The organism is Orbaceae bacterium lpD02 (assembly GCA_036251875.1).
Taxonomy (GTDB): Bacteria; Pseudomonadota; Gammaproteobacteria; order Enterobacterales; family Orbaceae; genus Orbus; species Orbus sturtevantii.
On record CP133960.1, the window covers coordinates 47,430 to 70,494 of the forward strand.

A 23,065-nucleotide genomic window follows, 5' to 3' on the forward strand; every position below is an offset into this window, starting at 1 on the left:
TTTTATAGCCTGTGGTGATAGTCAAACATGAGTTATCAAGTTTTAGCAAGAAAATGGCGCCCTAAATCATTTACAGAAGTTGTTGGTCAACAACATGTTTTAACAGTATTAGCAAATGCCCTTTCTTTAGGTAGAGTCCATCATGCTTATCTATTTTCGGGTACGCGCGGCGTAGGTAAAACCTCGATTGCGCGCTTATTGGCTAAAGGTCTTAATTGTGAAAAAGGTATAACGGCGACGCCCTGTGGTGAGTGTGATAATTGTAAAGATATAGAACAAGGACGATTTATTGATTTATTAGAAATTGATGCAGCCTCGCGCACCAAAGTGGAAGATACTCGCGAGATTCTTGATAACATTCAGTATTTACCAACCAAAGGTCGATTTAAAGTTTATCTTATCGATGAAGTACATATGCTATCTCGTAGTAGTTTTAATGCTTTATTAAAAACATTAGAAGAGCCACCTGAACATGTTAAATTTTTACTCGCAACGACCGATCCTCAAAAACTACCTGTCACCATTTTATCACGTTGCTTACATTTACACCTTAGCGTACTCGATAGTAGCTTGATTAAACAGCAGCTGAGTAAAATATTAAAAGCCGAACAGATTAATAGTGACGAACGATCCGTCCAATTACTCGCTAATGCAGCTAACGGTAGTATGCGCGATGCACTAAGTTTGACTGACCAAGCCATAGCGTTAGGTAATGGTAAAATTGATGAGCAATCAGTCAGCATTATGCTTGGAACTCTCGATAAAGCCGTACCTTTTGGTCTAATTGAATCACTTTACAGCGGTGACGGCAATCAGCTAATGCAGCATATCGATGATGCAGCAAAACAAGGCGTCGATTGGGATGGTTTATTAACCGAAACGTTAACTTTGCTGCATCAAATCTCATTATTACAAATTGTGCCTACTGCAATCGGTGATTATAGTGATTATGAAGAGCGCATTCGCCAATTAGCTCAACATGTTTCGCCTAATGATATCCAACTCTTTTATCAAATATTATTAATGGGTAGAAAAGAGCTTACTTTTGCACCAGATAAAAAAATAGGTGTCGAAATGAGCTTTTTACGCGCATTAGCTTTTATTCCAAAAGTCGTTGTGCCTTTGATTAGTGACACCAATGAGGTGGTTTTACCCGTCACGAAAAATCAACAAAAGGATACTCCACCAGTCTTAGATGTGAAGCCTGTGACACAGCCAGAACCCGCTTCCCCTCCTCAATTGAATGCTGCATCAATCAATATTGATGATGGTGTTTCCGACGTTACTAAAACGATTCTTGCTGCAAGGCAACAAGTTATAGAGAGCGAAAAAATAAAAAAAAAGCCTGAACAGGTTGGACTCAGCCAACCTGAAAAAATAGCTAATAACAAACATTTAAATAAGGTATTATTACCAGCTGAGCAAAAAGACTCTGTAGACCCTTTAAAAGATGTAGCAGATGACGCAACAGACGCTCAGTTAACAGCAGAAACTTATCAATGGCAGTTCAGTGAGCATTTTACGCCTAATAATGATTCGGTTTTAGCCGCTAAAACAGTTAAGCAAGCTTTTGAGCATGAGAAGTCGGCAGAGTTAACCCAAAAATTAATTGAACAATCGATAGAAATCGATTCATGGAGCGCCGAAGTTGAAAAGTTAATGTTACCGCCATTAATTAAGCAAATTGCGATTAACTCATATTTAGAGCAAGTGAATGACCATAAATTGATACTACATTTACGTTCAGCCTTAGCACACCTTGTACGTAATGATAATAATATTCAACGATTAGCTCAATTGATCTCATCTTATCGAGGAAAAGAGTGTGAGTTATCGGTGGTTATTGATGATGATCAGGCACAATTAACGCCTTTAGAAGTACGCGAAAAAATTTACCAAATGAAGTTAGCACAAGCTAAACAACTTATTGAACAAGACAATAAAATTGCAATGATTTGTCAATTTTTTGAAGCACGAATTGATGAACAAAGTATTCGTCCTGTATAATAATATTCTACAAGTATTGCAAAATATAATGACAATTTTAAGAGGAATTAATCATGTTTTCTGGTGGTAAAGGCGGTTTAGGCAATTTGATGAAGCAAGCACAACAAATGCAGACCCGTATGCAGCAAGTGCAAGATGAGATCGCAAAAATGGAAGTTACGGGAGAATCAGGAGCTGGCATGGTTAAAGTAACTGTTAATGGTGCTCATAATTGTCGGCGAGTAGAGATAGACCCATCGTTATTAACCGATGATGATAAAGAGATGTTAGAAGATTTAATTGCTGCAGCCTATAATGATGCAAGTCGTCGTTTAGAAGAGACGCAAAAAGAAAAAATGGCTCAAGTCACTGGTGGTATGCAATTGCCTCCAGGCTTTAAGATGCCATTTTAAGTAAGCGAATGTTCTATCGTTTACCGGTTTTATTCTCCGCGAGTTACTACTTTTTGGTGTTGCTCGCGCATACCACTTGTATAATGCTTAATTCTACGGTTGATAATAGCGAAGATTTTTTCTATATAATTAGTAAAACGGCACTAAATGATTTAACGTCTTTCTTCTTTATTTTAATATTAAGCAGTCTATTTTTTTATCAAACTAAACTCTACTTCTATATCCCAAAAAATAAAAAGCGCGTTATTATATTGGCTATTATTTTTGCTATTATTTATGTTGTTATCGACTATATCTTGCATCAATTAGTTATGAGGCTATTTTTACCATATTTTATTGATTCTCAATTTGTTTATACAAGTTATGGCAGCCGTAATAATTATCAAACTATTTTGCCAATATTCAATATTATTGCTTATGTCTGGACATATGTTGTGGCAGCCATTATGTTATATTTTCTTATCAAGCTAACTAAAAAATTTTTTAGTATCCCTTTAATCGATAGTATTACTCAGATCTCTTCACGAAAATTGATTGATCCTACAATGCAGTTAAATAGTGAACAGAGCATTGAAGATTATCGAAAATTGTATGCTATTATTTTTGCTGCAATTTTTTGCTGTGTTGCCAACGCCGTTGTATGGAATGTTTATTTTAGTCTCTTCTTCACCATAGATGAAATTAATAGTATGCTCATTGATTATTACGATACAATTTTTTATTTTGTGCTATCGTCGTTATTTATTAATTATCTGTTTTTATATAAGATTAGTCATAAGTTTATTATTAAAACCTATAGTTGGTTACCATTTACAAACTTATTAACCGCATGTCTAATTACGATAGTGCTCTTTGGTGTGGGTGCATCAATCATCACTTGTTTTGTATTACCATTTATATTTAAATCGATAATATTTTTGCTAGCATGGTTAATAGTTTGTTATATTATGCTGTATTATTTTACTCGCTTTTCATTATGGCGTTATTTTGCCTAATAAAGTAGATAACACCGTTTACGGGATTGACACAATATTCACTCAATTAACAGCAAGTCAATATATGCTGTTAATATTAAATCGTTAAATAGCAATAGAACATTGGTAGTTAGATGCAAATTAGTCCTTTATTACAATCTTTAGTCGAAGCATTACGCTGCCTACCTGGCGTAGGTCCTAAATCTGCGCAGCGGATGGCATTTCATCTTTTACAACGTAATCGTAAAGGCGGTATTGATCTTGCTCATATTCTTCATGAGGCGATGATTAATATTGGTCACTGTCAAGATTGTCGAACCTTTACTGAGCAAGAACAGTGCGCTATTTGTGCCAATATACGCCGCCAGCAAAGTGGTCAATTATGTGTAGTTGAGACGCCGTCAGACATTGTAGCGATAGAACAAACGGGGCAATATAGTGGTCGTTACTTTGTCTTGCTAGGACATCTTTCACCATTAGATGGTATTGGGCCAAATGATATCGGGCTAGATAAGCTCAGTATTCGATTACAGCAGGAAGCTATTACTGAGGTTATTTTAGCAACTAATCCTACGGTTGAAGGTGAAGCGACCGCCAATTATATTGCTCAAATATGTAATAAATTAGGTATTGTCGCAACACGTATAGCTCATGGCGTTCCTGTTGGAGGAGAACTTGAAACCGTTGATGGGACCACGTTGTCCCATTCGTTTTTGGGACGGCAAAAAATCGATATTTACCCTTAAATTTACATTCAGCTAAGAATGTTTAATGACTAAAACTATGAGGATACTATCATGTATAAAGCTGTTGCTTTTGATATGGATGGAACACTATTAAACAATCAAAGACAAATTTTACCAGAGACGATTGCGACAATTGAAAAGATAAAGCAAAAGGGCATTAAAGTTATTTTAGTTACGGGTCGCCATCATAGTGTTGTCTATCCTTATTATTATCAGTTACAACTTGATACGCCTATAATTTGCTGTAATGGAACATATCTTTACGATTTTGCTAAGCAAGCCTACTTTAATTCTTATCCACTATCTAAGCGCCAATCGAAGCTATTACTTAATTTAGTTAATCAACATAAAATTCATACTTTACTTTATACTGATCAATATATGACTTATGAAGTGCTCGATGATCACCTAGAAGGGCTATTTAAATGGGTAAGCTCGTTACCAGAATTTTTACAGCCTAAAATTATTAAAGTTGATAGCTTTATTGATGTTATTGAGCAGAGCAAAGAAGTCTTCAAATTTGCAACTAGCTCGCATGATATACCTGCATTACAAGCATTCTCAAAAGTCGTTGATAATCTTGGTGACTACGAGTGTGAGTGGTCTTGGGCAAACCGCGCTGACGTCGCCTTAAAGGGTAATAACAAAGGAAACGGCCTTGCTAATTGGGCCAAATTTGAAAATATTGCTTTATCTGAGATAGTTGCGTTTGGCGATAGCTATAACGATTTAAGTATGCTTAAAAATGCAGGTCTTGGCGTTGCAATGGGCAATGCTGATGATGCAATCAAGGCTCATGCTGATCGGGTCATTGGCGATAATAATAATCCAAGTATTGCTGACGAGTTAACACGTCTTTTTTTATTATAATTAGCTATGTTTGAAATCTTATATCAAGATGAACATTTAATTGCAATAAATAAGCCATCTGGTTGGCTTGTCCATCGCAGTTGGTTAGATAAAAATGAGAAAGTCGTCGTGATGCAAACACTGCGTGACCAAATTGGCAAACATGTTTTTCCTGTGCACCGTTTGGACAGACCAACTTCAGGTGTTTTATTGTTCGCCTTATCAAGCGAAATTGCTAAATTACTATCACTACAATTTGCCGCGCGTCAACCTGAAAAAATCTACCATGCAATTGTACGGGGCATTATTGACAAGCCTGGCCATATTGATTACCCACTCATTGAAGAGTTAGATAAAATAGCGGATAAATTTACCAATAAAGACAAGGCCGTACAAGAAGCCATCACCGACTATACACCAATTAGTTGCGTTGAAATCCCAGTTGCGGTCGGCAAATATTTAACTGCTCGCTATAGCTTCATTGAACTTAGCCCACAAACCGGACGTAAGCACCAGCTTCGACGGCATATGAGTCATATTTTTCATCCTATTATTGGTGACAGCAGACATGGCGATTTACACCAAAATCGTGCGTTTGCACAATATTTTAATATTAAACGATTAATGTTACATGCAAGTTCGCTAGCATTTACCCATCCAATTAATCAAAAAAATGTAGTTGTTAACGCTAAATTTGATGATGATTGGTTAGCTATATTGTCTGTATTTACTAACTAAATTTAGTTTATTGTATTAGCTAAGCGTATGTTCGATTATGAAAGCAAATAAAAAACTGTCCATAAATTGAATACATTACCTTATGAACAAGGGTACAAAGTGCCACAAATTTGCTGTGGTAATCCCCTAAAATTAATACAACTGCAAAATTCTACGCCTAGCTTCCATTAAAAACGGGAGGATTACCCTGGCATCAAATTTGAAAAGGGAATGATATTTTTGAATTCTTTCTACATTAAGAGAAAGATAGTTTTTTTAGATTCTTTGTTGTCCTAGGGGAAAGTATATTTTTTTTATACTTCCCCTATTGTTTTAATTTTAGCTATTACACCTAGTGATGCATTATTATTTACCTCATTTAAGAGGTTTAATTCACCACCATAGCCCCAATCTATTGTGGAAAATATTGACTAGCTAACTTGAACTAAAATAGTCTTTATTTAAGTTCTGGCCAGTAATTTTTATTAGCAATAATTAAGTCATCTAAAATCGCTTTTGCTACGCTCGCACTTGGTACTGTTTTTGATAACGTAATGGCTTGCCACAGTTTGTGATAAGACTGCTCAACCCAAGCTTCGACTACCAGTTTTTCAACCGCGACTTGTTGTTCCATCAATCCTTTTTGGAATAAGGGAATCGGGCCCATAACGAGAGGCTCGGGCCCGCTTGAACCAACAATACAAGGGATTTCAACCATCGCATCAATAGAAAAATTTTCTATCGAGCCATTATTGGGTACAATCAGTAACATTCTTTCTTGGGTATTAAAGGCAATGGCTGCTGCTAAATCAACGATGTAAGAAGCATGTTCATCAATTTCTAAGTGACCGGCAGTTGAACTATTTTGTTGGATTATTGCTCGACATGCATTGAATACTGATTTTTCTCTATTATCCATCACTTCGTTAGCCCGGGTGTAGGTTGGATTTGAATGTTTAACTACATAATCTGGGAATAGATAATATTTAAGGTAAGTATTTGGTAACGTATTTGGATCTAGCGCAGTAACATCTTTTGCCTTAGCATAAGTATCATTCCAACTCGCTTCTACATTTGCAGTATCTGAAGCTGGGATATAGCCATGTTTTTTTACATGCGCAATAATTTTAGGCATCAAATTATTGCCTTGCAAATCTTCGATTCGACTCCACCAACCAAAATGGTTTAAGCCGTAGTAGCGAACGCGCATCTCTTTTCTTGATTTTAATCCTGCTATCTGCGCCATTCTACCTTCGATACCGATGGGCATATCACAAATATTAAGAATTTTAGCATCAGGTTTTAAGCGTCTTGTAGCCTCGGCAACAATTGCAGCAGGGTTAGAGTAATTTAACATCCAAGCATTTGGTGAATAGGTTTCCATGTAATCTAAAATTTCAAGTACTCCGCCAATTGAACGCATACCATAAGCAATACCGCCAGGACCACAGGTTTCTTGACCGAGTACACCGTGCCGTAAAGGTATTTTTTCATCTTGTTCTCGCATTTGGTATTTTCCAACTCGAATATGTGCCATGACAAAATCAACATCGGTAAACATCTCTTTTGGATTAGTCGAGTATGAGAATTTAATATCAGGTGCTTTTTCTTGCAAAATAATGGCACAAGCATCAGCAATGGTTTTTTGGCGAGCGGCATCATTGTCATAAAATTTAATTTCTCGTAGAGGAAAACGCTTTATATTTTCTAGAAGCATTAATACGATCCCTGGAGTGAAAGTACTACCGCCACCAGCAACAACAATTGAAAATTTTTTCATATTGATTTCCTTATAAAAAATAGTTATAAAATGTTAGATAAATAATTTGATATGCCTTCTTATAAACTCATAATTGAATCGATACGATCTCTTATTTTTCCTACATGCAATCCAATAATAATTTGTAACGATGAACTTTTTCTAACAACACCATGCGCGCCAATTTCGGTAAAAAATTGATCTGGTTGAACTTGATTTACGTCTAATACTTCAACTCTTAGCCTTGTAGCACAGTTATTAAGTGCTTTAATATTATCTTTGCCTCCTAAGCCATTGATAATTGCGTGCTCTAAACTTAGTTGTTCACCTACGTCACTAGTGCTATTTTCTGCCTTTTTTTTCTTCATATCCTCTTTGGTATATAATTTCACGTTATTTGAATTGTCGCCTCTTCCTGGTGTATTCAAATTCCATTTAACAATGATAAATTTGAAAATAAAGAACCAAATGAAGGTAAATATCACCCCGATTACAATATGTGTGACAACCATCATGGTATGATTATGTAACATAGGCCCCCAGTTAAGCGGGATCATGGTATCAAGCAGTCCCCCCCCCATATTGCCAACAACACCAAATGAATATAGCGTGGCAGCTAATGTTGCCGATAAAAATGCATGTACGACAAATAGGACTGGAGCAATAAACAAAAATGTAAACTCTAACGGTTCGGTGATACCTACCAAAATAGCAGTCAGTGTTGCGGGAATAAGTAATCCTGCTAATTTTGCTCTATTTTCTGGTTTTGCTGTTGAATAAAGCGCGCAGGCAATACCGATAGAACCAAATATTTTACTATTGCCATGCAATGCAAATCCGCCAGCAGGGAATAACTCTTTCAGTGATTGCGTTGTTTGACTGAAGGCTTGTATTTGTAACGTCCAATCGATCTGTATTCCATTCTCGGTTACAGCAGGGCCGAAAACAAAAGGCCCATAGATAAAGTGATGAAGCCCTGTCGGAATTAAAATTCGCTCAAGGAACGTATATAACCAAACACCTACCCCTCCAGATGAGATCATAAAAGATTGCATTGATTTGATGCCAATTTGGATTATTGGCCAGGTAAGCAGTGTTAACCAAGCAAGCAAGAGCATTACAGCGAAACTAAAAATGACGACAAATGAAGTACCTTGAAATATACCTAAAAATGCGGGAAGAGGTTTTTCATAATATAAATTATGAATTTTAGTAACGATACCAGAAATAATGATAGCGCCGATGATGCTGGTATCAAACGTTTTTATACCCGCTATTAATGTAAGCCCAGTATCGAGTCCAACCTCTTTTGAAAAATCAACGCCAAATGATGAACCCCACACGGTACCCATTGCAAAAATAAAATAATTCCATGTTAAAAAGCTGACTAATGAAGCCAGACATGCTCTAGCTGGGGCTATTTTTGCAAGTCCAATAGGCAATCCAACACAAAAAATAAGTGGCATATTACGAAACACTGTCCATGCTCCTTCTTGCAATACAAACATCAATTTATAAAAAAAACTATTTATGTCTGCAATATCATTACCAACAAATAATGGGTTTTGTAATAAAATTGTTAGCCCAACGACAATGCCTGCAAATGGAAAAAGAAGCACTGGCGTGAACATCGCACCACCAAAACGCTGAATACCACTTAGCATAGATCTCGCTCCGATATAATAAAAATGTATAAAAATTTTAATGACTAAATTAACTTAGGCTTGAATTATTATTTGATAATGTGACTTAAATCAAAAAATGAAATTGATAAAAAGATCTATAATAAGAGGCGATAAATAGATCTGTTTCATTTTCTTTATATAACAATTAGCATATTAAGGTCTAAAAGTGATCTATAAAAAAATTGCACATCAATTAAGAAAAGAGATTAATTCCAGCAAATATGCTATTGGTGACCAACTTCCTAATGAAAAGGAGTTAAGCTCCTTATTTAACGCTTCCCGAATGACTGTACGCAAAGCAATAAATGAGTTAATTAATTTTCAACTTATATCGAGAGAATGGGGAAGAGGGACATTTATCATCGCTAAAGATCTGAATTTTGGCATTAATCAATTAAAGAGCTTTTCCGAAATTATGAATGATGCGCATAAGGGTTATATTAATAAAGTAATTGAGTTTTCGGTGACATCAAATATTAATGCAGTTGTGAGCAATAAGCTTAAATTATCAGAAAAAGATAAAGTTTTTTATATTCGCCGTATCCGATATATCAACAATAATCCCATTATGGTTGAAGATAGCTACATGCCTTACAATCTATTTAAAGGATTAACGGTAAGTGATATGGAAAATTCTAAGTTTAATTACATTGAGAATATTTGTGGAATTAAGATTGAGGGCAGTTATGAGACGTCATACGCAATAATACCTGATAAAGAGATACGCGAACTGCTATGTTTAAATATAGGAAGACCAATATTGATGTCGACGACTTACTCGTACGATACCAATAATCAATTTATAAACTATGCAATTATTTACAGAAACTCACAAGAACACATTTATGAATTTCACTTAAAAAGATAACCACAATGTATAATTTGACTTATCAATATACTATTGATAGATTGAAAACAACCATATCTTATTTGATTCGGTACCAATATGATCCCACAAATAAAAACATCTCCCATGGTTGACGCACTTGTCGTCCAATATTTAAATGAACTTAAATCGATAGGATTTAGCGGTGATATAGCAACCGACTATGCAACAAGGTTAAGTTTGGCAACGGATAATAGTATTTACCAACTGCTGCCTCAGGCGGTACTATTTCCTCGTGATAGCCATGATGTTCAGCAACTCGCTTGCTTAGCGCATAAAAAAAGCTATCAAACGATCTGCTTTACTCCACGAGGTGGTGGCACGGGGACTAATGGTCAATCGCTTAATAAAGATATTATTGTTGATCTATCGCGTCATATGAACCGTATTTTAGATCTTAACCTTGAAGAAGGTTGGGTAAAAGTTGAAGCAGGAGTGGTCAAAGACCAGCTTAATCAATATTTAGCCCCTTATGGTTATTTTTTTTCGCCAGAGCTATCAACAAGTAACCGTGCGACGATTGGCGGAATGATTAGCACTGATGCTTCGGGACAAGGCTCCATGGTATATGGTAAGACATCCGATCACACCTTAGCAACCCAAGTCGTACTATTGACCGGTGAAATTCTCGAAACGGGTAAAAAATCGATTACCGAAGTTCAACACATTATTCAGCAAAACAATACGATTGCAGCTATTTACCGAACGGTATTTGATTATTGTAAAAATCATCGAGATTTAATTTTACAGCGTTTCCCTAAATTGAATCGATTCTTGACGGGTTACGATCTCAAACATGTTTTTAATGACGATTTGACTGAGTTTGACTTAACCCGCATTATTACTGGTTCAGAGGGTACCTTGGCTTTTGTTACCCAAGCAACGTTGCATATTATTCCACTACCTAAAGTACGCTATTTAATTAATATCAAATATGATTCTTTCCAGTCAGCGCTTAAGCATGCGTCTTTTTTAGTTAAGGCTAAAGCATTATCTGTTGAGACAATTGATTCAAAAGTATTAGCGCTCGCTAAGGAAGATATTATTTGGCAATCGGTACAACACTTAATTACAGATGTTGTTGGTCAAGATTTGCAAGGCATAAACATTGTTGAATTTGCTGGGCAAGATGAGGTAGATATACAGCAAAAATTTACCGCTTTATGCCAACAACTTGATCAGTTGCTCGATAATCAACAAGCAGGAGTAATTGGATATCAAACCTGCCAACAGCTATCTGAGATTAATAAAATCTATGCTATGCGCAAAAAAGCGGTAGGTCTACTTGGTAATACTAAAGGGGTACAAAAGCCGATCCCATTTGTGGAAGACACATGCGTTCCACCTGAGCATCTAGCGGATTATATTAGTGAGTTTCGCGCATTACTCGATGAGTATAATTTAACCTATGGAATGTTTGGTCATGTTGATTCTGGCGTATTACATGTTCGGCCCGCTTTAGATCTTTGTAATAGTGAACAGCGTAAACTGGTTAAAATTATTTCTGATCGAGTCGTTGAACTAACTACTAAGTATGGTGGTTTGTTATGGGGCGAACACGGTAAAGGCTTGCGCAGTGCTTATAGTCCCCAATTTTTTGGCGAAAAACTTTATAATGGTTTACGCCTAATTAAGAGCGCATTTGATCCTAATAATCGCCTTAATCCTGGCAAAATTTGCGTACCACTCAATATCGAACAACCATTATATGCAATCGATTCGATTAGTCGCGGTCATTATGACAAGCTGATCCCAGTTAGTATCAAACAGACTTTCCATGGTGCGACTGAGTGTAACGGCAATGGCTTATGCTTTAATTTTGATATCAATAGCCCAATGTGCCCATCAATGAAAATCACGGCCAACCGCGTATATTCCCCCAAAGGACGGGCGGCACTAGTCAGGGAATGGTTAAGGTTATTAGTCGAGTTAGGTGTCAATGAAGATGAAATAAATACCATTTATCCGCAAAAAAGAGGCACATTAATTGAATTGGTTAAACGCATTGGTAATAGTTGGCGAGCAAGGTTAGGCGAGTATGACTTTTCGCATGAAGTTAAACAATCAATGAGCTATTGTTTATCATGTAAAGCCTGCTCAACCGAGTGCCCAATTAAAATTGATGTACCAGATTTTAAAGCTCGTTTTTTACAACTCTATCATACTCGCTACTTAAGGCCTTTAAGGGATTATGCGGTAGGTAATATTGAAGTTTATCTGCCATTAATGGCTAAAGCGCCTCGTTTTTTTAACTTTTTTATGAAGTTATCAATTACTGACTATCTATCAAAAAAAACGGTCGGGATGACAAGCTTGCCTCTGATCTCTTATCCTACTTTAAAAAAGCAACTGATAGCTCATCATTCGGCCAACATTAAACTTGAATATTTAGAAAGTTTAACAGAGCAAGAACGGCAGCAATACGTCCTTATCGTACAAGATCCATTTACTAGCTATTATGATGCGAAAGTCGTTTATGATTTTGTTAAGTTAATTGAAAAACTCGGCTTTAAACCAGTCGTGTTACCGTTTATACCCAATGGTAAAGCGCAGCATATTAAAGGCTTCCTAACACAATTTGCGAAAACGGCAACGAATGCGGCACAAGTGTTATCACGTATCGCTAAGCTCATGATCCCTATGGTCGGAGTGGATCCCGCCTTAGTACTTTGTTATCGTGATGAGTACCGTAATATTGCTCCGCAAGCTAAGCAGGATTTTATGGTGCAGTTATCTCATGAATGGCTCATGCAGGTTTTGGACCAGTTACCTGAAATTGAACGCCCCCAATTGGATGAATTTTATCTATTAGGGCATTGTAGTGAAAGCTCACAATTACCAGCAAGTAGTATGCAATGGCAAAGTTTGTTTAAACGCTTTGGGGCTAAGTTAATCCCCGTCAATGTTGGTTGCTGTGGTATGGCAGGAACCTATGGTCATGAACTGGCAAACCTTGCTGATTCAAAAAGACTCTATCAACTCTCTTGGCAAAAAGCGTTAAATCGTTATCCCAAAGAGCGGTGTTTAACGACAGGTTATTCATGTCGTAGTCAAGTTAAACGGTTTGATAAGTTAATCCTTAATCATCCGTTGCAAGCGTTATTAGGGTTATTAAATTAATGCCAAATACCTATTTGTAGCGAAATGGCAGCATGATGTGTTGCCATTAAATTGATAGTAATATTAGCAATCGCATTAGATTGATTTTTTAATCAGCCTAATGCGAGTAGGTAATACAACCCCATTTGTTCGATCTGGCTACTTGTTAAAAATAACGAGTAAATTATCATACCGCTGATTAGTGTGCCAATTAGCCCAGCTGAACTAAGAATAAATATTAACGCTTTATTTGACATATAATAGGCTTCCCTTTTTGATCCAAATAGCATTGGTTCTATAACGATTAAATTAAAAACCTTACATTGAAGTGACCCCATAAAGTTGGACACTTTGGTTAAGTAGCTTGTAAGGTCTGGTTTCGGTATTCTACCGGAGTCAGGCCGTTTAATTTAACTTTAATCCGTTTCGTGTTGTAGTATTCTATATATTCTTCTATTTTTTCAATCAATTCATCGGCATCTTTAAAATGTTGCCCATGATACATTTCTGATTTTAATAGTCCAAAAAAGTTTTCAGCAACAGCATTATCTAAGCAATTTCCTTTTCTCGACATACTTTGCTTTATACCATTATCAGCGAGTTGCTTCTGATAAATGGGATTTCTATATTGCCAGCCTTGGTCACTATGTAGTAAGAGCCTTTGTTTGTTTTTTAATCGTGACAGTCCTTTTTTAAGCATATCGGTGACTAAAGTCAACCGTGCATTTTTAGCTATACTATAAGCAATCACTTCTTGGTTGTATAAATCAATAATGGGCGATAGATAAATTTTCTGTTCACTTACTTTAAATTCTGTGACATCGGTTACCCATTTTTTATTCGGTTTTGAAACGTTAAATTTTCTTTTAAGATGATTGGGGGCTGCTTTACCTATCTCACCACGATAAGAGCGATACTTTTTGACCCTTACTGTCGATTTAAGATTAAGCTCTCCCATTAATCGCTGTACTGTTTTATGATTGAGCTGACTCCCTTCATTCATTAAAGCTAAATGAACACGGCGATAACCATAACGTCCTTTATGTTCATGGTAAATCGCTTCAATACGCTTTAATTCCTTCTCATAAGGAGATGGCTCTTTCAACCTGTTAACATGATAATAAAATACACTTTTTGCCAGCTGTGTTACTGACAGCAAATACTTTAAAGGATGTTGAGATTTAAGTGCTAAAACAACTAACGTTTTTTCTTTGTTTGTTGACGTTTTGTTTGTCTTAGCTCCTCCAACTTTTTTAGAACAGCGTTTTCCGCTTGTAAATAAGTTATCTCTTCTTTTAATTCTTCAACTGTTTTTTCATCATTACAATGAGTCGATGCAATACGTGATGGCTTCATGGATAGTCTTCCTCTAGATTGATGTGCAAGCTCGACGAATCCTTTTTCACGGTATCTATTAAGCCAAGCTGACAAAATCCCTGGCGAGACTAAATTAAGCATGGCACTCGTGTACCTGAGAGACCAGTCATTTGCCCACATTAACTCCAGCGCTTGTAATCTTGCTTGCGCATCACGTAAATGCGATGTTGGTTGAAAAGAGTCATTACTATGAATCGCGACCACTTGCCCCCAATACCTTATTTGGCTAGAACATATAGAATATTTTTTCGAAAGTATTTCCGATGATACTCCTGATAAGAATTCATTAGCAATGCTAATTTTTAAATTTCGACTGTATTTTGACATAAAAAGACCCCCAGTAATTGGTTGTCCAACTATTGGGGGTCACTTCACATAGAGCGTTTTATTAGCGTTTTATTGCTTCTAAACGCAATAATAATGTGATTATCTTGCTGATTTTAACTAATAATTTCACATAATGCTAGGATTTAATTAAAGTTTTACTCCCCAATAAATGTTATTTAATTTAAGTTATCGATTCGCTATAATCGCTGACCTATTTAATATCATGGACTAATTTTATGAAAAAACTTTGGCTTTTACTTATTTTCCTACCACTGTTCACTTTTGCTCAGGATGATATGGCAAAAAAAATGACTTATTGGTTTATCAATAAGAATATTAATGATTTTCTGCAAAATAAAGTATCGAATTTAGATAATAGTATTCCGACAGTGACGGCTGAAGCGTTGATACAAGATTATAAAGATAACCAACTAAGCTATGAAGAGAAATACGATGAAGCAATTGTTAGAATCCAGGACGTAGTTGCCGGAATTAAAACTACCGTAATGAAGCAAGCTTATCTGCAAGTAAAAGGAAAAAATAATTTTGAATCGATATCACTTTATGTGGATAGAACAGATAAAAATATTCTTTCCTTAAAAAAAGGCGATAAGATTGATATGGTCTGTATGGGGACGAATAATAATGTTATTTACCCAAGGCTAATGGATTGTGACTTTACGGTAAACTACAGCAAGAAGCTTAAAGCGATGAATCAAGAGTATATTGAATACCTTGCAACAAAAAAAATGAAAGCTAAATATTTGATAGGGGGTTTTTATCAAGCTTTTTGTAAAATATTACAAATTAACGATAAATTAAATGAGACGATAAAATCCGCTCCAGATTTCGATAAAAGTATGCAAAAATTTAAATTTAATCAAGAATTAATTAATCTCACTTTCAGTATGGTGGCCTCAGATTATAGCGAGCAAGAACTTAACAAGATGCCATGGTTTATTTTGCCAACTATAAAATAAAACCTGCAAACAACAGTCATTCACAAAATGAGCATCGTTTTTCGCTTAAATGTCACCTTACGACAAAAAAATAACGAATTTATGCCTGAATTCAATATGGCATAAAGACGGGATAGATAAAAATACCTATCCCTCTACTTTAATTAAATGCATTATCTACTCTATTAGCTTAAGTCTTCACCATTGGTCGAAATTACTTTTTTATACCAATCAAATGATCTCTTTTTCGTGCGTTTTAAGCTGCCATTACCGTCGTTATCGCGGTCAACATAAATAAAGCCATAGCGTTTTTTCATTTCGCCAGTGCCAGCAGAAACTAAGTCAATACAACCCCAAGTGGTGTAACCAATAATATCTACGCCATCTTCATTAACGGCATCTTTCATTGCTTGAATGTGGGAGCGCAAATAGTCAATTCGGTAATCATCGGCAACGTAGCCATTTTGGTCTGGCGTATCGATTGCGCCAAGGCCATTTTCTACCACAAATAACGGCTTATTATAGCGATCATAAATTTGGTTAATTGTAATTCTAAAGCCAAGCGGATCAATTTGCCAACCCCACTCAGTAACCTCTAAATACGGATTTTTGACTGATGCAAACACATTGCCATCGGTTTTTTCGGCAGCGTCTTTTTCACCAGTAGCGACTCTTGATGAGTAATAAGAGAACGATACAAAATCAACGGTATGCGATTTTAATAATTCAGCATCGCCATCAGCAACATCAAGCATGATGTTATTGTTTTTTAGCTCTTGCAAGGCATAATAAGGATATTCACCTTTAGCTTGCACATCAATAAAGAAGTAGTTTTCATGATTTGACTTAATTGCGGCCCACACATCTTGTGGGTTACACGTTTTCGGATAATAATCGCCGCCAGCAAGCATGCAACCTATTTGATTATCTGGATTAATTTCATGGCCAATTTTAGTCGCTAACGCACTGGCAACAAGTTGGTGATGGGCTGCTTGATATTTAATTGCTAGTTCATTTTCCCCTGGCTCAAAATATAGACCCGATGACATAAATGAACCATGAAATAGCATATTAATTTCATTAAATGTTAACCAATATTTGACCTGTTTTTTATAGCGAGTAAATAATACTCGACATAAACGCTCATAAAAGCCAACCATTTTACGATTGCGCCAACCATTATATTTTTTGATTAAATGCATAGGGCAGTCAAAATGGGTAATAGTTACTAAGGGCTCAATGCCGTATTTATGACATTCATTAAATAGATTTTCATAAAACTGTAAGCCTTTTTCATTTGGTTCAAGCTCATCACCCTTAGGAAAAATTCGTGTCCAAGCAATCGATAATCGATAGACCTTAAACCCCATCTCGGCAAACAACTCAATATCTTTCTTATACTCATGGTACATATTGATGGCCTGTTTCGCAGGGTAAAAATAGTTATCTTCAAAATCGAGCATTTTATGGTGACCAGTCATGATAGCAAGTCGATCTGGGCCTACAGGCATTACATCAACGTTGGCCAGTCCTCGACCATCAGCGTCAAAGCCCCCCTCACATTGATTAGCAGCGGTTGCGCCACCCCAGAGGAAATTCGATTTAAATGACATGCTAAACTCCTTAATTTATTGATAAATAGTTAATAGGGTATCGCCCAGCTGCACGTCTGTTTTATCCGTAGATTGAACTAGACGATAATCAAGACTATTGATAATAATAACTGGGGTAATAAGTGGGCAATTGGCCTGACGAATTCTATCGCTATCAAAGGTCATTAATAAATCACCTTGGTTGACACTTTGTTCGAGTACAACATGATATTCAAAGGCAGGCGGATTGGTAATTTTAACAGTATCAAGTCCTACATGGATTAATATTTCGACACCATCTTCAGAAATAATACCGATAGCATGCCTTGATTCATTAAATAAGGTGAGAATTTTACCGGTACAAGGTGCATAAACATGGTTATCTTTAGGCTCAATTGCGATGCCGTCTCCCATCAATTTATTGGCAAAGACTTCATCTGGCACATCTGATAACGGTTTGATTTCGCCAATCATCGGCGTACTTAAACAAATTTGTTTCTTATTAGTCGTTTTTTGTTGTTGATTGCTTTCTTCATTGGCAAGTTTAAGCGTATCTTTTTTCTCACCAGTGCCTAAAAATAGCATCAATACAAAAGGGCTAATGAATGACACGATACTACCAATTACAATACCGATAATTGATGTGGGGAAATTAATGTTATAGCCATTGATAATAGTCAAAGGTCCTGTAAGTCCAGCATAAGCAAAATAATAAGGAGTAAAAAAGCTGGCGATAAAGCCGCCAATAATGCCAGCAATGCAGCCATATAAAAAAGGCTTTTTAAAGCGTAAGTTAATCCCATAAATAATCGGTTCAGTAATGCCAAAGATACCGGTTAAAAAAGCAGAAAAAGAGACTCTTTTTAACTCTTTATTCTTAGTGAAAAAGAAAAATGCTAGCACTGAGGCAATCTGGCCAATAACGGCAAAAGTAATATAAGCTTGGAATGAATCACGGCCAAAATGTTCGAAATTCGCCAGAAATACCGGTGCAAATCCCCAATGGACACCAAAAATGACCAGTACCTGCCATAAACCACCAACTAATGTGCCAGCGAGCCAAGGAGCCGTTTCCGCTAACCAGTTATAACTACTGGCAACAAAAAATGCAGTTCCCGAGGTTAGCGGACCAATAATCACTAATGCGGCAGGGACTAAAATTAAAATACAAAACATGGGACACAAAACGGGTTTAACAACTTCATGTAAATGCTTATTAAAAAAACGTTCTAAATAGGATAGTAACCAGACTAAAAACAAAGGTGGCAAAACTGATGAGGTGTAAACAGTTTGTGATAGAGGGATACCGAAAAAGCTAACCTCTCCGCCCGATTTTATGATCTCAGCCATTGCAGCCCAGTCAGGGGAAATAAGTGCTGCACAGCATGCCACCGCAATAAAGGTATTTGTTTTAAAAAATTTGGAAGCAGTGATGGCTATAAATATAGGTAAAAATACAAAAGGAGCCCAAGAAATAAAATTAAAAATTTTGAAGGTATCGCTTTGCTCGAGGTGAGGGAGCACCCATTTCACTAAAATTAATCCACCTTGAATTAATCCCGCCGCTGCTAAAATATAGACAAATGGCGCGAATACGGCTGACATTGACGCGATAATTCGGTTGATAATGGATTGGCTACTTTCTTCTACGGAGAGGGTGTCGAGATTAACTAAATTTACAAATGCATCGTATACTTTATCAACATTGGTTCCGATCACAATTTGGATTTGTCCTCCTTTTTCGACAACCGTAATAACCCCGGTTAATGAACTAATTAGTTCTTTTACATTGTCAGGTCTTTTTTTAATTACTACCCTTAGCCTTGTCGCACACCTCGTTACATTTTCAATATTAGATTCACCGCCCAGTTTATCAAGTATCTGACTTGCCAGTTGATCATAGTCACGAATGATTGAAGCCATATAGCGTTCCCCGTATGATTAATATAAATTTTAAATAGTAATATTCCTTATTACATAAAGCTTTAATCTTGATATTTTTGCAAAAGCTACTACTAGCAATAGTGCCCGATATTTTAATGATAATGCTATTGATGTTTTTTAGATAAAGCCCGATATGGTTTAAAACGGTTGTGATTGATTATAGACAATTTTAAGCAAAACAAACATGATCCGCCTCACAGAACGAGAGGCTTAACGCTGTGGAATACAGATAAATAATGGACAGGTAGCGAATTATTAATTTTCTATTTGATATTTTTTAATCGATGACTAATTTTGTAGCGTGCATAATTACTAACAGTTGTTATAAATTGTTCAAGCGCACTGGGCTCGAAGCAAGCTTGAATAAAATAGCAACCATCACCCGTAATCTTGTCCATGGTAAGGACTTCTTGATAATCACAAACTTGTTTTTCAAATAAACTAAATTGATTGCTATTCATATAGATGGTAATAAATTGTAAATGTGGGTGGCGAATTTGAGTGGTAAATTTTTCTATGATACCTGCATCAAGAAGCTGCTCAACTCGGCTACCAACAGCTTGACCTGAAAGATAGACTTTATCGCCAATCGTTTTCCAAGACTGGCGACTATTATGGTTAAGTAGGGCTAAAATTTGTTGGTCTTTTTTATCCATTTTTCACCACTTTTTCAATATGAAAATAAATTAAGCAAAATTGATTCATTTAACAATGTTATTAGTTTAACTCATCTTACATACTATATTAACTTTTATTAAATAGGGCTCGATTATGAAACAAGCACTCCTGATTATTGATATACAAAATGATTATTTTAGTAAAGGCAAAATGCCTTTGGTTAACCCTGATACCGCATTAAATAATACGCTTAAATTACAGTCTGTTTTTCGCGGGCAAAACATGCCAATTTTTTATATTCAACATATTAAACAGGATCTCGATGCTGACTTTTTTGCAATTGGTAGCCAAGGTGCACAGATCCATGATGCGCTATTACCGATTGATATGGTCAATGAACGAGTAATTATTAAGCATTACCCAAATAGCTTTATAAACACGTGTTTACAATCCGAATTAGAACAAATGGCTATTAAGCAATTAGTTATATGTGGCATGATGACGCATATGTGCATTGATTCAACCACAAGGCAAGCTGCCGAATTTGGTTATAAACCAATTTTAATTGCCGATGCTTGCGCAACGCGTGATTTAGTTTTTGACGCAAGAACCATTGCAGCCAATGACGTACAAAATGCTTTTTTAGCCGCATTAAGCAATTTTAGTCAAGTTATCGATACTAATCAGTATCTTTTACGTTAATAAATAACTATGTGACTAAATCATTATAAAAATGCAGAGTTATCTCTTCATTTTTATATAACTTAAAAGCTGCCTCTTGCACCGCCACCGCCAGAACTACCGCCACCACGAGAACCTCCACCCCCTCCGCTACCACCATGAGAACCGCTGCTACTCGATGAACGACTTTTTTGTTTACGCGGGAGCACCTTAGTATCTACTGATTCTTCTAAGCATTTAATACAATGATAATATTGCGTAAGTAAGCCTGATTGCTGATAAGTTGGTTCAATGGTAGTGCTTTTTATAAGTTTTTTAGTCGGTAATTTACAATGTGGGCATATAGTCCAACCAACATTAACCTTGGATCCTTTAAATATTGCTTTGCAAGATTCTTGCTCACAGTGAAATAGACGGTATTTTACTGCGCCAATCTCCATTAAATATTGCTCATTTTCAGTCAACTCTATTGTTTTATTACGAGTTATTTCAATTATTGAACGATGACGACAAGTGGGACAGATTAATTTTTTTTGCGGTTTCTTATTATTTTTCTTTTTGAGAATATATAAAAATACAGTAATTATTATCGACAAAAATAGTAAAAAAGACATGGTTAAGGCATAAATAATGCCAAATTTTAGAAACGGTGTCATAAAAATAGTTATAAACCAGATAAAGAAAAGGGATTTTTTAAATCGACCAAATGGTGTGACATATTTTGCAGTAGACCAATCTTTAATCATAAAAATCCGATCACCCCAGAAACTATAAATTAGGGCTAAAGCAGCGACTACGATGGCTATATAAAATTTTACACCTAAATAACTGATAAAATCTAGGTTTAGAAATAATTTAAAAAATGATGGATTACTGCCAATTGAGTAACGTGTTCCATCAGCATACTGTTGTTCTAAATATGTTGCGACACCATCAATCCCCTCAGACATACCTTGGCTAAATTGATTCTGTTTAAATAGTGGCAACATATACTGTGCCATGAGGCGATAGCTTTTAGCATCGGTTAAATTGCCTTCAAGGCCGTAGCCAACCTCAAATACCACTTGACGCTGATCAATTACCAGTAGGATTAACAAACCGTTATCTTGATCTTGTTTACCGATCTTCCAGTGATTAAATAATTTATTGGCAAACTCTCTGGTATCAACTTGACCAATTGAAGGTAGGGCAACGACAGCAGTTTCAATATTTGTATTTTGTTCGAGCTCTTTTAGCCGTTGATTTATCGTATCAGTGTCTTCTTCAGTCAAAATATTATCCGGATCAATGACATAAATTATCTCATTTTGCTGATACGGATTAGGCACAGAGTTGATGGTATAGGGATCTGCTAACGCTAAATTAACTGTAGTTAGCAGCAGTAAGACGATGTATGTTATAGAATTTTTAATGGCATTCATTTTGAGTGATTTTTTTATTATTTTAAAAGATTGTAATTGATAGCCTTAAAAAAGGCTAGGAGGAATTGAGTGAAAATCACGCCGATACCGATTAGCTGTATATTACGTTAAATCTAGTTAAACGAAAGCTTTCTATTATCTCCAACTAAGCATAGTGTATACCTTATAAGGCACCATAAACGCGAGTGTATTAAAACCTTATTTTGTGCCAATATAACCTAGCCTTCTTGATATGGTATTACATATGTTTTGTAGCTCAAAAATGACAGAATCGATTTTATGACTCATTCGGTGTGTCGGGCCTGCAACGCTAATTGCGCCAACGATTGAATTAGTATAATTGAATACTGGCTTTGCGATACACGTCAAACCTTCTTCATTTTCTTCATTATCAAAAGCGTAACCATTAAGTCTTATATCCGCTAATATATTATATAACTGCACACGGTCAAAAACTGTTTTTTCAGTGATTTTTTCTAGTTTTTGACTAAGAACACGCTCTATTTCTTCCAGAGGTTGATAAGCAAGCAGTGCTTTACCTATTCCTGTACAATATGCGGGGATTCGACTACCAAGTCTTGCATTGGTTTGAATTGACATCGTACCTTCGTTTTTATAAAGGTAGATTACATGCCCCTGATTATAAACACCTAAAAAGCAGGTTTCATTTGTTTTGCTTGATAATGTTTTTAAGTAAGGGATAGACACTTCTACCAAATTAACATTCATCAGCCCTTTAATGCCTAATTCAAGCGATTTGATATCGAGTGAATAGCTTTCATTCAACATATCATACAAAACATATTCACGAGCTTTTAATGATTCCAATATCCGAAAAACCGTGGTCTTTGGAATAAGAGTTATTTTAGCAAGCTCAGAGAGTGAAATGCCGTCTGAATGGTCACTGATTGTTTCAAGGATCGTGAGGACTTTGTCAATGTTGGATAAATTTGCTGGCTCTGTCATATCGTTAGCTCTTATTTGGAATGCTGTACCATTATATCGTTATTTCTTTTAATGATAAACGTTTCT

20 protein-coding genes are annotated in these 23,065 nt (G+C 36.0%); 10 read left to right on the forward strand and 10 right to left on the reverse strand.

The window, feature by feature from the left end; genetic code table 11:
- Window positions 1–27 precede the first annotated feature (27 nt).
- The 6 genes from dnaX to truC all read left to right on the forward strand — a co-directional run bounded on the left by dnaX (window position 28) and on the right by truC (window position 5,706).
- Complete coding sequence (gene dnaX / locus RHO12_00210; protein ID WVD66213.1) at window positions 28–2,007, forward strand: DNA polymerase III subunit gamma/tau; 1,980 nt, start codon at window positions 28–30, stop codon at window positions 2,005–2,007.
- Window positions 2,008–2,060: 53 nt separating this feature from the next.
- The gene (locus RHO12_00215; GenBank protein WVD66214.1) at window positions 2,061–2,399 is read left to right on the forward strand and encodes a YbaB/EbfC family nucleoid-associated protein; all 339 of its coding nucleotides are present in this window, start codon (window positions 2,061–2,063) and stop codon (window positions 2,397–2,399) included.
- Between the two features lie 8 nt (window positions 2,400–2,407).
- Window positions 2,408–3,394: a hypothetical protein gene (locus RHO12_00220; protein WVD66215.1), complete on the forward strand. Its 987-nt coding sequence runs from the start codon at window positions 2,408–2,410 to the stop codon at window positions 3,392–3,394.
- Window positions 3,395–3,507: 113 nt separating this feature from the next.
- The gene (gene recR / locus RHO12_00225) at window positions 3,508–4,119 is read left to right on the forward strand and encodes a recombination mediator RecR (GenBank protein ID WVD66216.1); all 612 of its coding nucleotides are present in this window, start codon (window positions 3,508–3,510) and stop codon (window positions 4,117–4,119) included.
- Window positions 4,120–4,170: 51 nt separating this feature from the next.
- Window positions 4,171–4,989: a pyridoxal phosphatase gene (locus tag RHO12_00230; GenBank protein ID WVD66217.1), complete on the forward strand. Its 819-nt coding sequence runs from the start codon at window positions 4,171–4,173 to the stop codon at window positions 4,987–4,989.
- A 6-nt stretch (window positions 4,990–4,995) separates the two neighbouring features.
- Window positions 4,996–5,706 (forward strand): tRNA pseudouridine(65) synthase TruC, encoded by a 711-nt coding sequence (gene truC, locus RHO12_00235; GenBank protein WVD66218.1) that lies wholly within the window; start codon window positions 4,996–4,998, stop codon window positions 5,704–5,706.
- A gap of 436 nt (window positions 5,707–6,142) precedes the next feature.
- Here the strand turns inward: truC and RHO12_00240 are convergent, their stop codons facing one another.
- Window positions 6,143–7,465 carry a 6-phospho-alpha-glucosidase gene (locus RHO12_00240; GenBank protein WVD66219.1) on the reverse strand — a complete coding sequence of 441 codons (1,323 nt, stop codon included), beginning with the start codon at window positions 7,463–7,465 and terminating at the stop codon, window positions 6,143–6,145.
- 59 nt (window positions 7,466–7,524) lie between these two features.
- A complete protein-coding gene (locus tag RHO12_00245) occupies window positions 7,525–9,108 on the reverse strand; it encodes an alpha-glucoside-specific PTS transporter subunit IIBC (protein WVD66220.1) in 1,584 nt (527 codons plus the stop codon).
- Between the two features lie 187 nt (window positions 9,109–9,295).
- Here RHO12_00245 and RHO12_00250 point away from each other — a divergent pair, with 187 nt between their 5' ends.
- Window positions 9,296–9,997, forward strand: a complete 702-nt coding sequence (locus tag RHO12_00250) for a GntR family transcriptional regulator (protein ID WVD66221.1) — start codon at window positions 9,296–9,298, stop codon at window positions 9,995–9,997.
- A 78-nt stretch (window positions 9,998–10,075) separates the two neighbouring features.
- Window positions 10,076–13,135, forward strand: coding sequence for an FAD-binding and (Fe-S)-binding domain-containing protein (locus RHO12_00255; protein WVD66222.1), 3,060 nt, complete (start codon window positions 10,076–10,078; stop codon window positions 13,133–13,135).
- A gap of 92 nt (window positions 13,136–13,227) precedes the next feature.
- Here the strand turns inward: RHO12_00255 and RHO12_00260 are convergent, their stop codons facing one another.
- The 3 genes from RHO12_00260 to RHO12_00270 form a co-directional block, all read right to left on the reverse strand.
- Window positions 13,228–13,371 carry a hypothetical protein gene (locus RHO12_00260; protein WVD66223.1) on the reverse strand — a complete coding sequence of 48 codons (144 nt, stop codon included), beginning with the start codon at window positions 13,369–13,371 and terminating at the stop codon, window positions 13,228–13,230.
- Window positions 13,372–13,469: 98 nt separating this feature from the next.
- Window positions 13,470–14,414 (reverse strand): IS3 family transposase, encoded by a 945-nt coding sequence (locus RHO12_00265; protein WVD67409.1) that lies wholly within the window; start codon window positions 14,412–14,414, stop codon window positions 13,470–13,472.
- The gene (locus RHO12_00270) at window positions 14,312–14,818 is read right to left on the reverse strand and encodes a helix-turn-helix domain-containing protein (protein WVD66224.1); all 507 of its coding nucleotides are present in this window, start codon (window positions 14,816–14,818) and stop codon (window positions 14,312–14,314) included. Before RHO12_00270 ends, RHO12_00265 begins: the two co-directional genes overlap by 103 nt.
- A gap of 236 nt (window positions 14,819–15,054) precedes the next feature.
- Here RHO12_00270 and RHO12_00275 point away from each other — a divergent pair, with 236 nt between their 5' ends.
- Window positions 15,055–15,798 (forward strand): hypothetical protein, encoded by a 744-nt coding sequence (locus tag RHO12_00275; protein WVD66225.1) that lies wholly within the window; start codon window positions 15,055–15,057, stop codon window positions 15,796–15,798.
- A gap of 164 nt (window positions 15,799–15,962) precedes the next feature.
- Here the strand turns inward: RHO12_00275 and RHO12_00280 are convergent, their stop codons facing one another.
- From RHO12_00280 to RHO12_00290, 3 genes are all read right to left on the reverse strand, one after another.
- Window positions 15,963–17,390, reverse strand: coding sequence for a 6-phospho-beta-glucosidase (locus RHO12_00280; GenBank protein ID WVD66226.1), 1,428 nt, complete (start codon window positions 17,388–17,390; stop codon window positions 15,963–15,965).
- A gap of 15 nt (window positions 17,391–17,405) precedes the next feature.
- Window positions 17,406–19,292: a glucose PTS transporter subunit IIA gene (locus tag RHO12_00285; GenBank protein WVD66227.1), complete on the reverse strand. Its 1,887-nt coding sequence runs from the start codon at window positions 19,290–19,292 to the stop codon at window positions 17,406–17,408.
- Window positions 19,293–19,576: 284 nt separating this feature from the next.
- Complete coding sequence (locus RHO12_00290) at window positions 19,577–19,969, reverse strand: AsnC family transcriptional regulator (protein ID WVD66228.1); 393 nt, start codon at window positions 19,967–19,969, stop codon at window positions 19,577–19,579.
- 115 nt (window positions 19,970–20,084) lie between these two features.
- Between RHO12_00290 and RHO12_00295 the strand changes: the two genes are divergently transcribed.
- Window positions 20,085–20,633 carry a cysteine hydrolase family protein gene (locus RHO12_00295; GenBank protein WVD66229.1) on the forward strand — a complete coding sequence of 183 codons (549 nt, stop codon included), beginning with the start codon at window positions 20,085–20,087 and terminating at the stop codon, window positions 20,631–20,633.
- Between the two features lie 62 nt (window positions 20,634–20,695).
- On the opposite strand, the gene RHO12_00300 is transcribed toward RHO12_00295, so the two are convergent.
- The gene (locus RHO12_00300) at window positions 20,696–22,033 is read right to left on the reverse strand and encodes a TPM domain-containing protein (GenBank protein ID WVD66230.1); all 1,338 of its coding nucleotides are present in this window, start codon (window positions 22,031–22,033) and stop codon (window positions 20,696–20,698) included.
- Window positions 22,034–22,231: 198 nt separating this feature from the next.
- Window positions 22,232–22,999: an IclR family transcriptional regulator gene (locus RHO12_00305; GenBank protein ID WVD66231.1), complete on the reverse strand. Its 768-nt coding sequence runs from the start codon at window positions 22,997–22,999 to the stop codon at window positions 22,232–22,234.
- Between the last annotated feature and the right edge of the window lie 66 nt (window positions 23,000–23,065).

What these genes read in the sequence shown, in the direction of transcription:
- RHO12_00230 (WVD66217.1), top strand. Translation starts at nt 4,171, where the DNA reads ATGTATAAAGCTGTTGCTTTTGATATGGATGGAACACTATTAAACAAT.
- RHO12_00285 (WVD66227.1), bottom strand. Translation starts at nt 19,292, where the DNA reads ATGGCTTCAATCATTCGTGACTATGATCAACTGGCAAGTCAGATACTT.
- RHO12_00260 (WVD66223.1), bottom strand. Translation starts at nt 13,371, where the DNA reads ATGTCAAATAAAGCGTTAATATTTATTCTTAGTTCAGCTGGGCTAATT.
- RHO12_00255 (WVD66222.1), top strand. Translation starts at nt 10,076, where the DNA reads ATGATCCCACAAATAAAAACATCTCCCATGGTTGACGCACTTGTCGTC.
- RHO12_00220 (WVD66215.1), top strand. Translation starts at nt 2,408, where the DNA reads ATGTTCTATCGTTTACCGGTTTTATTCTCCGCGAGTTACTACTTTTTG.
- RHO12_00295 (WVD66229.1), top strand. Translation starts at nt 20,085, where the DNA reads ATGAAACAAGCACTCCTGATTATTGATATACAAAATGATTATTTTAGT.
- RHO12_00215 (WVD66214.1), top strand. Translation starts at nt 2,061, where the DNA reads ATGTTTTCTGGTGGTAAAGGCGGTTTAGGCAATTTGATGAAGCAAGCA.
- RHO12_00300 (WVD66230.1), bottom strand. Translation starts at nt 22,033, where the DNA reads ATGAATGCCATTAAAAATTCTATAACATACATCGTCTTACTGCTGCTA.
- RHO12_00305 (WVD66231.1), bottom strand. Translation starts at nt 22,999, where the DNA reads ATGACAGAGCCAGCAAATTTATCCAACATTGACAAAGTCCTCACGATC.
- RHO12_00290 (WVD66228.1), bottom strand. Translation starts at nt 19,969, where the DNA reads ATGGATAAAAAAGACCAACAAATTTTAGCCCTACTTAACCATAATAGT.
- recR (WVD66216.1), top strand. Translation starts at nt 3,508, where the DNA reads ATGCAAATTAGTCCTTTATTACAATCTTTAGTCGAAGCATTACGCTGC.
- truC (WVD66218.1), top strand. Translation starts at nt 4,996, where the DNA reads ATGTTTGAAATCTTATATCAAGATGAACATTTAATTGCAATAAATAAG.
- RHO12_00245 (WVD66220.1), bottom strand. Translation starts at nt 9,108, where the DNA reads ATGCTAAGTGGTATTCAGCGTTTTGGTGGTGCGATGTTCACGCCAGTG.
- RHO12_00275 (WVD66225.1), top strand. Translation starts at nt 15,055, where the DNA reads ATGAAAAAACTTTGGCTTTTACTTATTTTCCTACCACTGTTCACTTTT.
- RHO12_00270 (WVD66224.1), bottom strand. Translation starts at nt 14,818, where the DNA reads ATGTCAAAATACAGTCGAAATTTAAAAATTAGCATTGCTAATGAATTC.
- dnaX (WVD66213.1), top strand. Translation starts at nt 28, where the DNA reads ATGAGTTATCAAGTTTTAGCAAGAAAATGGCGCCCTAAATCATTTACA.
- RHO12_00280 (WVD66226.1), bottom strand. Translation starts at nt 17,390, where the DNA reads ATGTCATTTAAATCGAATTTCCTCTGGGGTGGCGCAACCGCTGCTAAT.
- RHO12_00240 (WVD66219.1), bottom strand. Translation starts at nt 7,465, where the DNA reads ATGAAAAAATTTTCAATTGTTGTTGCTGGTGGCGGTAGTACTTTCACT.